General features: G+C 76.1%; 11 protein-coding genes. 2 read left to right on the top strand and 9 right to left on the bottom strand.

The genetic code is table 11. The features are described from left to right. Positions 1 to 413: 413 nt before the first annotated feature. The 9 genes from ACFYU9_RS14200 to ACFYU9_RS14240 form a co-directional block, all read right to left on the bottom strand. Positions 414 to 1,625, bottom strand: a complete 1,212-nt coding sequence (locus ACFYU9_RS14200; protein WP_389344737.1) for a GNAT family N-acetyltransferase — start codon at positions 1,623 to 1,625, stop codon at positions 414 to 416. Beyond that, a complete protein-coding gene (locus ACFYU9_RS14205) occupies positions 1,622 to 2,284 on the bottom strand; it encodes a lipopolysaccharide biosynthesis protein (RefSeq protein ID WP_389204562.1) in 663 nt (220 codons plus the stop codon). Before ACFYU9_RS14205 ends, ACFYU9_RS14200 begins: the two co-directional genes overlap by 4 nt. 19 nt (positions 2,285 to 2,303) lie before the next feature. Further along, positions 2,304 to 3,467, bottom strand: a complete 1,164-nt coding sequence (locus ACFYU9_RS14210; protein ID WP_389344784.1) for a glycosyltransferase — start codon at positions 3,465 to 3,467, stop codon at positions 2,304 to 2,306. 8 nt (positions 3,468 to 3,475) lie between these two features. Further along, positions 3,476 to 4,264: a polysaccharide deacetylase family protein gene (locus ACFYU9_RS14215; protein WP_389344739.1), complete on the bottom strand. Its 789-nt coding sequence runs from the start codon at positions 4,262 to 4,264 to the stop codon at positions 3,476 to 3,478. Then, positions 4,176 to 5,999 (bottom strand): murein biosynthesis integral membrane protein MurJ, encoded by a 1,824-nt coding sequence (gene murJ / locus ACFYU9_RS14220; protein ID WP_389205260.1) that lies wholly within the window; start codon positions 5,997 to 5,999, stop codon positions 4,176 to 4,178. Before murJ ends, ACFYU9_RS14215 begins: the two co-directional genes overlap by 89 nt. 403 nt (positions 6,000 to 6,402) lie before the next feature. Further along, on the bottom strand, positions 6,403 to 7,710 hold the full coding sequence (locus tag ACFYU9_RS14225; protein WP_389344741.1) for an O-antigen ligase family protein: 1,308 nt from the start codon (positions 7,708 to 7,710) through the stop codon (positions 6,403 to 6,405). Between the two features lie 23 nt (positions 7,711 to 7,733). Further along, positions 7,734 to 9,173: an exopolysaccharide biosynthesis polyprenyl glycosylphosphotransferase gene (locus ACFYU9_RS14230; RefSeq protein ID WP_389204559.1), complete on the bottom strand. Its 1,440-nt coding sequence runs from the start codon at positions 9,171 to 9,173 to the stop codon at positions 7,734 to 7,736. Then, entirely contained in the window at positions 9,170 to 10,336 is a 1,167-nt protein-coding gene (locus tag ACFYU9_RS14235) for a glycosyltransferase (protein WP_389344743.1), read from the bottom strand. Before ACFYU9_RS14235 ends, ACFYU9_RS14230 begins: the two co-directional genes overlap by 4 nt. A gap of 49 nt (positions 10,337 to 10,385) precedes the next feature. Continuing rightward, entirely contained in the window at positions 10,386 to 11,504 is a 1,119-nt protein-coding gene (locus ACFYU9_RS14240; protein WP_389204557.1) for a DUF3344 domain-containing protein, read from the bottom strand. A gap of 379 nt (positions 11,505 to 11,883) precedes the next feature. Here ACFYU9_RS14240 and ACFYU9_RS14245 point away from each other — a divergent pair, with 379 nt between their 5' ends. Continuing rightward, the gene (locus tag ACFYU9_RS14245) at positions 11,884 to 12,123 is read left to right on the top strand and encodes a chaplin (RefSeq protein ID WP_389204556.1); all 240 of its coding nucleotides are present in this window, start codon (positions 11,884 to 11,886) and stop codon (positions 12,121 to 12,123) included. Positions 12,124 to 12,424: 301 nt separating this feature from the next. Beyond that, a complete protein-coding gene (locus ACFYU9_RS14250; RefSeq protein ID WP_389344744.1) occupies positions 12,425 to 12,952 on the top strand; it encodes a hypothetical protein in 528 nt (175 codons plus the stop codon). The last annotated feature ends 146 nt before the right edge of the window (positions 12,953 to 13,098 follow it).

The raw sequence follows: 13,098 nt of genomic DNA on the forward strand, positions 1-13,098 counted from the left end.
CCACGCCCACTCCGACTCCCACTCCGACCCCGACGCCCACTCCGACCCCGACGCCCACTCCGACCCCCACGCCCACCCCGACGCCCACTCCCACCCCGACGCCCACGCCCGTCCCCGTCCCCAAGCCCGACTGCTGGACCCTGAACCTCGGTTCGTGGGTCGAGAGCTGGATCGGTGGGCCGGTCTGCGTGCCCAAGCTCTCCGGGGACTCCTGGAAGCAGCCCGCGAAGCCGGCCCTGCCGAAGCCGAACCCGTCGAGGCCGAAGCCGGTCCTCCCGAAGCCGGTACCGCCCGCGCCGAAGCCGGCGGCCGGCGGCTGGCAGGAGGGTCTGAAGATCGACTGGAAGGGCGCGTTGCAGGGGGTCTGGCCCTTCTGACGAGCCGCTCGCGGCCCCGAACGGCGGCGGAGGAACTCATCCTCCGCCGCCGTTCGCGCCGTTGGAGCCATGGGCGCCGTTTCCGCCCTGCGGCGTCCGGCCGAGCGCGCGGCCCAGCCACTCCCGCCGCCGGACCTGCCCGGCCGCCCAGCGCCGGCCGTGCGCCGCGCCCGCGAGGGCCCAGAGCAGCGGGGCCGTGCCCCGTCCGGCCAGCATGAGCCGCTGGTTGGGCACGGTCTCGGGGCGCCAGTGGTGCTTGTACGGTTCGGTGCCGCGCAGCATGCTCAGCGTGGCGCGGCCGCCGGCGCTGCTCTCGCGCGCCGCGTGCCGCAGCAGCATCGCGGCGACGTCGACCTTGCGGGCGCGCAGCGCCGGGTCCGCCCCGTACAGATAGCCGCCCGCGAGCCGCGGCGACATCAGGGTGAGGTCCGCGCACAGCACCTCGTCGCCGAGGCGGTACTCGGTGACCATGGCGTCGCCGTGCTCGACCATCGGCCGCACCGCCCGGGCCAGGTGCCGGGCGAAGCGGTCGCTGGTGTGCTCGGCCGTCACCTGGCGGCCCTGCCACTGGAGCTGGTGCAGCCGGAGCAGCCGCTCCAGGGCGGCCGGGACCTCGGGTCCGGACACGACGTGCTCGTGGATGCCGAGCGCGTCCAGCTTCCGGAACTTCGCCCGCATCCGCTGCGCCTTGCCGGACGGGATGCGTTCGAGCAGCGCCTCCATCGGTACGGCCGGCAGCTCCAGGCACTCCGAGTCGGCGAGCCGCCGCCGGGGCCCGCGCCACACCGCGTACAGCCGCTCGGCCGCCGCCCCGGGCCGCACCTCGCGCAGGTCCACCACCGCGCCGCGCGCCGCCCGGGCGAGGGCGCGGGCGAGCGCGGGCGCCGCGTCCGGGCAGTCGTCGTCGAGCAGGACGTCGGTGAAGTCGGTGATGGCGCCGCCGAGCGGGACGAGCACGGGCAGCGGGCCGCGCGCCCGCGTCAGCGCCGCCGCGCCGACCAGGGCGCCGTCGGCCCGCCGCACCAGGACCACCCGCAGGGCGCCGGGCCGCCCGTACGACAGCCACCAGGAGTGCAGCCAGGCGTGCGACTGGAACGGCGTCGCCGCCGCGCAGCGCCCGTACAGCGCCTTCCACTCGGGCCCGAGCCGCCCGAAGGCGTCCTCGTCCCGCACGATCTCGGCGCGGAGCGCGCCGGACGTCCGCGACCCGGTCCCGGTCCCGGCCGGTGCGAGCTCTCCGAGCGTCACACCGCCTCCGGTTCCGGCTGTGCGGCCGGTGCCGGGCCCGGCACCGACGCCGTGCCCTGCCGCGAGTGCCGGGCGGCACCGTCGCGCACCTGCCGCTTCGGCCGGACGAGCAGCGCGAGCCCGCCGAGCAGCCCGCCGGCACAGGCGCCGACGAGCGCCGAGAGGGCCGCGGACGGCGACACCGGCGCGACCGGCTTCGTCGCGCGCGAGAACTGGACCACCTTCACGCCCGTGTTCCCGGCCACGTGCGAGCTGTTGAGGACCAGGGCCCGGGCCACGCCGTCGGCCATCGACACGGCCGCCGAGGGCTTCGGCGCCCGCGCGGTGATCGAGATCATCGGCGCGTCCGGCGAGGTCGCCGCCTGCACGCTGGAGCGCAGCGTGTCGGCCGAGACGCCCGCCCACACCTGGGCGTCGCCGGTCACCGCGATGTCCGTGGCGACCCGCCCGTACGCCTGGGCGAAGCCGAGCGCCGCCGTCGGGTCGGACTTCTCCCCCGGCACGACGATGACGTAGCTGGTCGCCGCGTACTGCGGCGTCTTCACGGTGCCGTAGCCGCCGCCGAGGGCGGCGCCGGCGAGCACGGCGGCCGGCAGCACCATCCAGCGGGCGGGGGTGAGGAGGAAGGGGCGTGGCGGTGTGGCGGTCTTGGGGGTCATGGGGGTCATGGGGCAGCTCTCACTTCACGGGGAGGGTGCGGGCGGAAGGGTGGGGGCCGTGGACGGCCTGCTGGTAGAGGGACAGCAACTGCTCCGCGCTGTGCGCGATGTCGTAGCGGCGGATCGCCGTGGGCGGCGGCAGCCGGTCCGGCCCGCCGGCCGCCCGCGCCCGCGCGGCCTCGCGCAGCGCGCCGACCAGCTCGGGCACGGACTCGCCGATCCGGCGGGCGCCGGGCGCCGCGCCCGGCGGCAGGTCGTCGATCGCCGGGCACGCCACGTACAGCGCGGGCAGGCCCGCCGCCAGCGCCTCGACGACCGCGAGGCCGAAGGTCTCGTCGGGAGAGGTGGACACGAACACGTCCATCGCGGCGAGCAGCGACGGCAGATCGGGCCGCCCGCCCGCCGGATGCTCCGGCGGGTCCGGGAACGCGCCCGGCAGCAGCACCCGGTCCGCCGCCCCGCACTCCGCCGCGATCCGCAGCAGCTCCGCCCGCCGGTCGCCCTCCCCGACGAGCAGCAGCCGCGCCTCCGGCACCGACGCCACCGCCCGGACGAGCCGGTCGAAGCGCTTCCCGGCCGCGAGGCGTCCCACCCCGCCGACCACGAACGCGTCCGCCGGCAGCCCGAGCGCCGCCCGGGTCATCGTCCGGGCCCGTGGCCGGAAGGCGAAGCGGCCGGTCTCGATGCCGTTCGGCACCACCCGGATGCGGGACGGGGCCACGCCCCAGTCGGCGAGCCGGCGCGCCACGCTCGGCGACACCGCGACCGTCGACGTGCCGAGCCGCTCCGTCGCCAGATACAGCGCCCGGGTCCCGGCCGACAGCGGCCGGCCCTCGATCTGCGCGTCGCCGAGCGAGTGCTCCGTCGCGATCACCGGCCGCACCCCGGCGAGCCGGGCCGCCGGCCTGCCGTACACGCACGCCCGGTACAGATGGGTGTGCACGAGGTCGTAACCGCCCTGCCGGATCAGCCGGGTGAGCCGCGGCAGCGCGCCGACGTCCCGGTTGCCGGTCATGCCGAGATGGGCGACGGGCGTGCCGTCGGCCTCGATGCCCTCGGCGACCGTGCCCGGGTTGGTGAGCGTCACCACCCGGCTGCGCACCGGGAGATGACGCAGCAGCAGTCTCAGCTGCTGCTCGGCGCCGCCGATGCCGAGACCGGTGATGACGTGCAGCACCCGCAGGTCGCGCCTCATGACAGCACCGCCCGGTCGGCGGGGCCGCCCTGCGCCGGGAGCAGATCGGCCGGCCGGCGCCGCCGCAGCGGGTGCAGCACGCGCTTCGCGGTGAGCCGCCAGGAGGTGTCCTCCTCGCCGATGTGCACCCGCGGCAGCGCGTACGTGCCGGACAGCGGGCCCGGGTCGATCGCGCAGCCGTACGCGTACCCCGCCTTGCGGACCGCGCGCATCGCGCGCGCGTCGACCGTCCCGTACGGGTAGCAGAAACCGGCCACCGGCTCGCCGGTGATGTCCTCGACCAGCTCCCGGCTGCGCCGGGTCTCGGCCGTCAGCGTCGCGTCGTCCGCGTCCGTGAGCGAGACGTGCCGCAGCCCGTGCGAGCCGATCTCCATGCCGGCCGCGGCCGCCTCGCGGACGCCGTCCTCGTCGAGCAGCGGCCGGCGCGGCCCCCGCTCGTCCCACGCGTTGTCGCCGCCGAGCCGCTCCGCGACGACGTACACCGTCGCCGTGAAGCCGTGCCGGCGCAGCAGCGGCAGCGCCGACTCCACGAAGTCCGCGTAGCCGTCGTCGAAGGTCAGCCCCACCAGGCCACGGGCCCGGCCCGCCGCGGTCGCCGCGAGCAGCTCCCGCACGGACACCCCGCGCAGCCCGCGGTCGCCGAGCCAGTGCAGCTGGCGGGCGAAGCGGACCGGGGAGACGGTCACCTTGTACGGATCATCGGGGGTGTCCGCGATCGAGTGGTACATCGCCACCCACAAGGGAGGCTTCGGCAGCAGACGGCGCAGCACGGCGGGGGCGGGCATGGCGGGTCCTTCGGTTCCTTCGGCTCGGGGCTGCGCGCCGGCTCGGTTCGCGGCGCCGGTCGCGGTTGCGGCAGGGCGAGTGGGGCAGGGGCGGGATCTCGGGCGCCTTGGCGGCGCACGCGATGAACAGCAGGAAGACGGCGACGACCACGAGCGCGGCGAGGGCGAGGCCCAGCACCGGCCCGTCGACGAGCAGCGCGCACAGCCAGCCCGCGCCGGTCGCCCACGCGCCGGCGGTCGCCAGCCGCAGCAGGCCCTCGCCGAGCCGGCGCACGTCGACCGGCACGGCCTGGCGGTGGGCGCCGGTCAGCAGCAGCACGGCGGTCACCGTGATGCCGAGCGCGTTGGCGCCCGCGATGCCGGTCGCGCCCCACACGGACGCGCCCACCGCCCCCGCGACGGCGGTCGCGGCGAGCCCGGCGCCCATCGCGACGGCCGGGTACCAGAGCGGCCGGGCCGCCGAGAAGTAGCAGCGGACCAGGGCGCCCACCATCGTCTGGCCGAGCAGCCCGAGCGCGTACACCCGCATCACCGCGGCCGTCGCCGCCGTGTCGGCCGCGTCGAACGCGCCCCGCTGGAACAGCAGCTCGACGATCTGCGGCGCGGCCGCGATCACCGTCGACGCGCCGATCAGGACCACGACCGCGGCGAGCAGCAGGTCCCGCTCCACCCGGCGCCGCGCCCCCTCCGCGTCACCCGCGGCCAGCGCGCGGGCGACGACCGGGAAGCTGACCGTGCACAGCATCAGGGAGAGGATCATCGGCATCTGCGCGACCTTCTGCGCGTAGTTCAGATGCGAGATCGCCCCGGCCGGCAGCGGCGAGGCGAGGAACCGCTCGATCAGGATCTGCGACTGCCGCGACAGCGCGAACACCACGACCGGCGCGATCATCCCGAGGACGAGCAGCCGCCCCTCGCCGGGCGGCAGCGGCTTCGGCTGGTCCTTCGGCACCGGCCGGCTGCGCAGCTCCCGCAGCAGCGACGGCGCCTGGACGAGGACCATCAGGACCCCGCCGACCGCGACCCCGGCCGCCGCCGCCCGCACCCCGAACGGTTCGCGCAGCACCAGCGTCGTGCCGATGATGCCGACGTTGTACGCCACGTAGATCGCCGCCGGTGGCAGGAACGAGCCGTGCGCCCGCAGCGCCGCCGAGCAGTACCCGGCGAGCGCGAACGACAGCACGCACGTCGCCGTGAGCCGCGTGCAGTCGACGGCGAGCCGCGGATCCGGCAGCCCCGGCGCCAGCGCGTCGACGAGCAGCGGCGCCAGCGCCACGAGCAGCGCCGACACGGCGGCGACGGCGAGCACCAGGCGCGGCAGCGTCGTCCGTACGAGATGACGCACCGGATCCCCGAACAGCGACGCGGAGCGCCGCGCGAGCGCCCTCGAGAACGCCGGCACCAGGATCAGCGCCATCGCGTCCTCGATGAGCAGCGTCGAGGCGAACTCCGGCACCGTCCACGCCACCAGGAACGCGTCCGTCTCCGCCCCGGCGCCGAAGTACCGCGCCAGGATCTGGTCCCGTACGAGCCCCAGCACCGCACCGGCCGCCGTGAGCCCGGCCGTCACCACCGCGGCCCGCAGCAGGAACCCCGACCCGCGCCGCGCGTGCCGCGCCCCGCCCGGCCGGCTCGCGGGCGCGCTCTCCACGGGCCGCGCCCCGTACCCGAGCGGCCGCCCGCCGAGCAGCACCGGCCGCTCGGCGCGGGTGGCGCGCACCGTGGCCGTGCCCATCGGCGCGTCCTGCCAGGCCCGCGGGGCCTCGCCCCGCGGCAGCCCGCACAGCGCGTCGACGGCGAAGGCGCCCCAGGGATCGTCGTCGGATCCGGCGCCGCGCCGGAGCCGCAGCGGCAGGGTGTCGTCGGGCGCGAGCGGCCGTGCCGGAGGCTGCGACTGCGGCAGCCCGCACAGCGCGTCGGCGGCGAACACCGCCCACGGGTCCTCGGGCCCGGGCCCGGTCCCGCCGTGGTTGACGTCCCGCGGGTCCTGTCCCGGGGCCGGGCGGGCGTCACGCCACGCCGGAGCCGGATCGGACACCGCGGGGCCCCGGCCGCCGGTCCCGTTCAGACACTGCCCGGAGTTCACCCGCGCCTCCCGTCCCGGCGCCCGGGTCACCGTCGACGGTTCCGACCAGGGGTCACGCACGGCGCACCTCCGTCAGGGACCACCAGGCGGCGAGACCGAACATGACGGACATCAGGACCGTCGACGGGCCGCCGATGTCCGCGTAGAAGAAGTCGATGAGCTGCCAGGCGAGGATGCCGACCGCGACCAGCGCTCGGTCCGCGCCGAGCCGCAGCCGGCGCAGCGCCGCGACCAGCAGGGCGACCCAGCTGCCGGCCAGCGCCAGCAGGCCGATCAGGCCCTGCTCGCTCAGCACCAGCAGGTACATGTTGTGCGGGGACAGCAGCGGCTGGCGGGCGAAGGCCGCGCCCGCGCCCGCGGTGTCGCTGCCCGACGACAGCGCCAGCGACGCGTTCGAGTCGCGGTAGGCCGGGAAGCCCTTCAGGCCGACGCCGGTCAGCGGGTCGTCGCGCCACATCCGGCCCGCCGCCGCCCACAGCGTGTACCGGTCCGTCACCGACTGGTCGGGCGCCGCCGCGACCTGCGTGATGCTGGTGACGCGCTCCTTGACCATCTCCGAGCCGACGCCGAAGCCGCCCACCAGGACGACGCCGAGCGCCGCCACGGCGAGCGCCGCCCGCGCGGCCCGCCGCAGGCCCGAAAGCAGCAGCTGCACCCCGCAGGTGAGGACCGTCGCGATCCACGCGCCGCGGCTGAAGGAGAGCACCAGCGGCACGAAGAGCAGCCCCGCGCAGACCAGCGCCGCCGTCCGCACCCGCCCGGCACGGCCGCCGAGGGCGAGGCCGGTGGCGATGACGAGGGCGTACGCGACGACCGTGGCCATGCCCATCACGTCGGTCGCGCCGAACGTGCCCACGGCCCGGATGTCCGCGCCCTGGTACGAGGCGCCCGTCCCGGTCAGGTACTGCACGACACCGACCGCGCCCTCGAGCAGCCCGAGCCCGATCAGCGCCCACGCCACGACCGCGAAGTCCCGCCGGTCCCGGATCATCACCATGACGGCGGCCGGGACCAGGACGAAGATCTGCACGTAGCGGGCGACGCCCGGCAGGCTCGCGCCGGGGTCGTTGGAGGTGATCGCGGCCAGACAGATCCCGAACACGGGCAGGCCGAGCACGACGGCGGCGGTACGGGTCAGCGGACGCGCCCCGCCACGCACCACCCGGATCAGGCAGATCAGCACGAGCAGCCCCGACGCGGCGTCGGCGATCGTGCCCGTGCCGCCCGTGCCGCCCTGCGTACCGCCCCCGCCGCCCGGCACGAGCAGCAGCGCGATCACGGCCAGGACCGGCGACAGCGCCCCGGCCCGGCGCGCCCACTCCCGTACCCCCGGGGCCGTGCCCGGGTCCGCGTTCCCCACGGCTACCGCCACTGTCGTCATCGTCAGCTTCCCGTCGGTCGCACGAGACCGGCCGCCGTGCGCAGCAGGATGCAGACGTCCTGCCAGAGCGACCAGTGGTCGATGTAGTGGTTGTCGAAGCGGCAGCGGTCCTCGATCGAGGTGTCACCGCGCAGCCCGTGCACCTGGGCCAGTCCGGTCAGGCCCACGGGCATCCGGTGCCGGGCCGCGTAACCGGCGTGCACCCGGCTGAACTGGGCGACGAAGTACGGCCGTTCGGGCCGCGGCCCGACCAGGCTCATGTCGCCGCGCAGCACGTTCCACAGCTGCGGCAGCTCGTCCAGCGAGGTCTTGCGCAGGAAGTGCCCGGCGGCGCTCATCCGGTGGTCGTCGGCGACGCTCCACCGGGTCGCCGACTCCGTCTCGTCGGCCGGCCGCAGCGTACGGAACTTCAGCAGCGTGAACAGCCGGCCGTTCTGCCCCACCCGCTCCTGACGGAACAGCACCCCGGGCCCGTCCGAGAGCCGCACCGCGAGCGCGCACAGCAGCAGGACGGGCAGCGCGAGCGCCAGCGCGGGCCCGGCGAGCGCCACGTCCAGGGCCCGCTTCGCGGTCAGCCCGCGCCGCTCGACGAGCGGCACGAGCCGGCGGCAGCCGTAACCCCACAGGTGGTCGCCCATCGGCTCCCCGGCCGCCTGGCCGCCGACCCGCCAGGTGGCGCAGCCGTAGAACTGGAAGAGCGACACGAGACCCTCGTCGTCGGTCAGGAACACGGCGTCGCGGACGGTGTTCTGGATGACCGCCCGGCGGATCTCCTCGCGCGTGGTGAGCACCGGCAGGCTCCGCTCCCTGGCGGCCTGCTCGTGGACCCGCTCCTCGTCCTGCCGGGTGCCGGCGACGCCGACCACCCCGACCGGCCGGATGCCGTACTCCGGGTGCTGGGCGAGCGCCGAGGCGAACCGCCGGGCCGCGCCCGGCACGCCGACGACGAGCGCCGAACGCGGCTGCGCCCGGGCGATCCTCCGGCGCCGCCCGTGCGCGAGACCGCGCACCACGACGACGGCGGTCACATGCGCGGCGTACGCGGCGCACAGCCGCAGCGGGCCGATCACGAGCGCCGGCGCGTACGCGGCGGCCGCGGCCGCCGTCACGCACCAGGCGACCCCCGCGCGGGCGGCGAGCGCCGGCAGCTCGTCGAGGACGCCGGCCGGCCCGGCGGCCGGGCGGTAGAGCCCGGCGCGGCCGTCGAGCAGCACGACGAGGCCGGCGACGAACAGCGCCAGCTCCCAGCGCCGGTGCGCGGCCGACAGCAGACCCACCGCGAGCAGCACGGCGAGCGCGTCGGCCGCGAGCAGCGGCACGCCGGTGAACCGCCGCCGGGCGCGCCGGCGCGGTGGCAGCGCGAGCCGGTGGGACGCGCGGCCCGGTGCGGCGAGACGCCGCGAGGGGAACGAGGAAGGGACGCTGGTGCTTTCCGTGGTCACTGCGCAATCGGCTCTCTGTGCTCCGTGCCCCGCACTCCGGCCAGTTCGCGGTAGAGCTCCGCGACGGCCGCGCCGGTGCGCCGCACATCGAATCTGCTGAGTACGTGCTCGCGGGCCTCCCGGCCCAGCGAGTGCCGCAGCCCGGGCCGGCCCAGAAGGCGGCGGAGCGCGGCGGCGAGCGCGGCCGGGTCCCCGGGCGGGACCAGGCACAGCGCCTCGTGGCCGGGCGGCAGGCTCTCCCGCGCCCCGTCCACGTCGGCGACGAGCACGGGCCGGCCGCTCGCCATGGCCTCCAGGGGCGCGAGCGCCATGCCCTCCCAGCGGGACGGCAGGACGACGACGTCGGCGGCCCGGTACCAGGGCGCGGTGTCCGCCACCGCCCCGGCGAACCGCACCGCGGCCCCGGCGGCCGCCCGCAGCCGCTCCGCCTCCGGCCCGTCCCCGACGAGCACGAGCCGCGCGTCCGGCACCGCGTCGAGGACGGCGGGCCAGGCGTCGAGCAGCACGTCCTGCCCCTTCTGCCGGCACAGCCGCCCGACACAGACGACGAGCGGCCCGGCGTCCGGCTCCGCCCCGCCCGGCGAAGCGGCCGGACCCTGCCCGGGCACGCCCGGCAGGGCGGCTCCGGCGCCGTCCGCCGGCCCCGGCGCGAAGCGGTCGGTGTCCACGCCGTTGTGGATCACCGACCAGCTCGCGCGGACGCCCGCCGCCTCGCCGCGCAGCCGCTCGGCCCCGCTGACGCAGACGACCCGGGCCGTCCAGCGGGCCGCGGCCCAGCGCTCCCAGCGGAGCGCGAGGGCGGCGGTGGTGCCGGTGACCGCCTCGAAGGACCAGGCGTGCGGCTGGTAGACCGTCGGGAGCCGGCCGCGCAGGGCGAGCCGGGCGCACAGTCCGGCCTTGGCGCTGTGCGCGTGGACCAGGGCCGGGCCGGTGGCACGGATCAGGCGGGCGAGGCCGCGGGTCTCGCGGAGCAGGCGCGGGCCGGGGTCGCGGCCGGCCGTCCAGTCGTACGCGTCGGCGCCCTCCGCCCGTACCGCCGCGGCGAGTTCGGTGCCGGGCGGGCAGGCCACGGCGACCCGCAGGCCCGCCGCGAGCTGCCCGCGCACCAGGTCGGCGACCACCCGGGCGACCCCTCCGTCACCGGGCTGGACGGCGTGCAGCACGTCAGGCCGCGCGTCCGGACCCTTTCGCGTACGCGCATTCCCTTCCGGGTCAGCGTGTGATGTCCGCCTGGACGAAGAGCGCGCCGAGCCAGACGGCGTCCTTCGGGCTTCCGAGTCGGATGTGGAAACGATCGGCCCCATGGTGCAGCGCCCCCCGCAGATCGAAGACGTCCGAGTCGTACCCCAGGGTGGTGAGATGAGCGGGCAGTCGTTCCATCAGACTTGTTCCCGATTCCGTGATGCTGGAGTTCATCACGTCGTCCGCGGAATTCGCGGAATCGGAGATCACGCTGCGCGTGACGCTCTTCGCCAGGCCCGTTTCCACCGCGAGGTAATCCCCGGAAGTCCCGCGGTCGCCGTCGTACGCGACGAGGCCGAGCCGGCCGTCCGCATCCCGGGGAATGCGGTCCTGGCCGAGCACGAGCGGGATTTCCAGCTCGTGGTTGCGCGGGCCGAGCGATTCGAAGCCGTCCCACACGGTCAGCTTCCGCAGCGGCTCCTCGGCCTTCTCGTACGCCGCGACCAGCGTCCAGCCGCCCCAGCCGCCGACCGCCGAACGGCCCATGGCGACGTTCACCTGGGCGACGGTCCACAGGCCCGGCCGGGCCGAGCGGACCAGCTCGGTCACGTCGGCGGACGCCTGGAAGGCGTCGGCGCCGTCGGCCGTGCGGTGGCCGGTCGTGGTGTCGGCGAGCACCGCCTTGTAGCTGCCGCCGGGCTCGGCGATCAGCACCCGCCCGTTGTCCTTGGGCGGCTTCTGCTCGCCCACGCGCAGGTTCCCGCCCCAGTACAGGCGGGCCCAGCTGACCCGGGCCCCGGCCGGGACCCGCAGTTCGGCCCGGCTGGAGTTGTACGTGTTGGCGTCGTCGTCGACGTCGACGTACGCGATGGTGGCGCCGTCGTTGACCGTCTCGTCCCCTTTGGCGCCCCGCGCCGAGGAGTTGGCGGCCCGGACGATCCCGCCGTGCTGCACCGCCGAGTACCGCGCCGCGAACGGCAGCCGGGCGGCCTCCGCGGCCGGCGGTGCGGGGGAGGGCACCGGTGCCGGCACGGGTGGCGCGACGGGCGGCGCCACGGCGAAGGCGGCCGGGAGCACGGCGGAGAGCGCCGCTCCCGACACGGCGCACACCACACCCCGACGTACGGCAAGAACAGCTGAATTCCGCATACAGGTGCTCCGCTTTGATGAGAGAAGGAAGGGAAGACCCGTGGAGACCGGGGGAGGGGAACAAGTCGGCCACGCGAAATGGATGAACGCGCGACGGGACCGGAAGCAACGTTCGGGACCGTTATAACCCCCGAGCCGGGCGATAGTAAGCATTAGATGCCCGGGAACGCGAACTCCCGTATCCACACGGCACGTTCCTCGTTGAGCGTGTTGCGCCTTTCTGGATCCGGTCGGACGAATGACCCTCCTATGGCCCAAAGATCGGCTGAACGTCACCCGTTCGGGAGAGCAACCGATGAAAACCAGGGGCGTTGATGAATGCGCCGGACGATTCCGTCCGCGCCGTCCGAGTGATGAATCGATCGAGGAGACGTTTCCCATGTCCCGTATCGCGAAGGCTGTCGCCCTGTCCGTCGGTGCCGCCGCTGCCGTTGCCGGTGCCGCCGGTGTCGCCGCCGCCGACGCCGGCGCCGAGGGTGCCGCCGTGCACTCCCCGGGCGTGCTGTCCGGCAACGTCGTCCAGGCCCCGATCCACATCCCGCTCAACGTCTGCGGCAACTCGGTGAGCGTCATCGGCGCCCTGAACCCGACCTTCGGCAACACCTGCATCAACGCCTGACCGCACACGCCGGATCGTGGTCCTTCCGAGGCCGGCGCGCCGCCCCCGCCGGGGCCGCGCGCCGGCCTTTCGCCGTCCGCTCACCGAGTGGTGAGTCCTCCGGGCGCACTCCGTGCGCCGCCGGGTGCAACGGCGTACGCCCCCCGGAGGAGCAGGTCAGAAGAGTGAATTCACTCGAACGGGGGGTGTCGCTCAGTAATTCCCCAGTTGCGGAGCGCTATATCCGCAGGCACGGTGACGGGGAAGTTGTCCGACGCATAAAGAAGAGAGAACACGTATGCGTCCCCGAGCATCACGCCGCTTGCCGGCCCTCGCGATATCCGTCGCGATCACCCTCGGTACGGCGGGCCCCGCCTTCGCCGACGAACAAGGCCCGTCCCACCGGGCGCCCCTCCCCGGCACCGCCCCGGCGGCACCCGCCGACGGCATCGGTGACGTCCTCGCCACCGTCCAGAAGGCGGTGGCCGACCTGGTGGCCTCCGCCGCCTCCGGCAACGTCACCGCGATCGCCTCGACGGTGACCTCACTGGTCGACGATGTCGTGGCGGGAGCCCTCGGCAGCGGCCTCGCCGCACCGGCCCTGCCGGCCCTGCCCGACCTCTCAGGCCTCACCGGCGTCCTCCCCGGCCTGCCCGCAGCGCCCGCAGCGCCCGCAGTGCCCGGCACGTCCGGCCAGACGACGGCCGATCTCCCGGTCACCCCGCCCGCGGCCCCGGCCGACCTCCCGGTCAAGCCGCCCGCCGCACCGGCCGATCTCCCCGTCAAGCCGCCGGTCTCCGCCGGTGAGCTGCCGGCGCTGCCGCCGGCACCGGCGCTGCCGGCGCCCTGACCGGTCGTACCCCGGCCGTGGGCGCCCCCCCCGCCGGGGGGGGGCCCGCCCGGGGCGCCCCGGGGGGGGGGGGGGGGGTGGACGGGGGGGGGGGGGGGGGCGCGCGCGGGGGGGGGGGGGGCCGCCCGGGGCGGGGCCCAGAGCCC

It is taken from the genome of Streptomyces sp. NPDC004327 (assembly GCF_042873935.1).
In the GTDB taxonomy this organism is placed as follows: domain Bacteria; phylum Actinomycetota; class Actinomycetes; order Streptomycetales; family Streptomycetaceae; genus Streptomyces.

Excerpts from the sequence above, each read along its gene's own strand:
- murJ (WP_389205260.1), bottom strand. The coding sequence starts at position 5,999 with ATGGGCACGGCCACGGTGCGCGCCACCCGCGCCGAGCGGCCGGTGCTG.
- ACFYU9_RS14245 (WP_389204556.1), top strand. The coding sequence starts at position 11,884 with ATGTCCCGTATCGCGAAGGCTGTCGCCCTGTCCGTCGGTGCCGCCGCT.
- ACFYU9_RS14240 (WP_389204557.1), bottom strand. The coding sequence starts at position 11,504 with ATGCGGAATTCAGCTGTTCTTGCCGTACGTCGGGGTGTGGTGTGCGCC.
- ACFYU9_RS14205 (WP_389204562.1), bottom strand. The coding sequence starts at position 2,284 with ATGACCCCCAAGACCGCCACACCGCCACGCCCCTTCCTCCTCACCCCC.
- ACFYU9_RS14215 (WP_389344739.1), bottom strand. The coding sequence starts at position 4,264 with ATGCCCGCCCCCGCCGTGCTGCGCCGTCTGCTGCCGAAGCCTCCCTTG.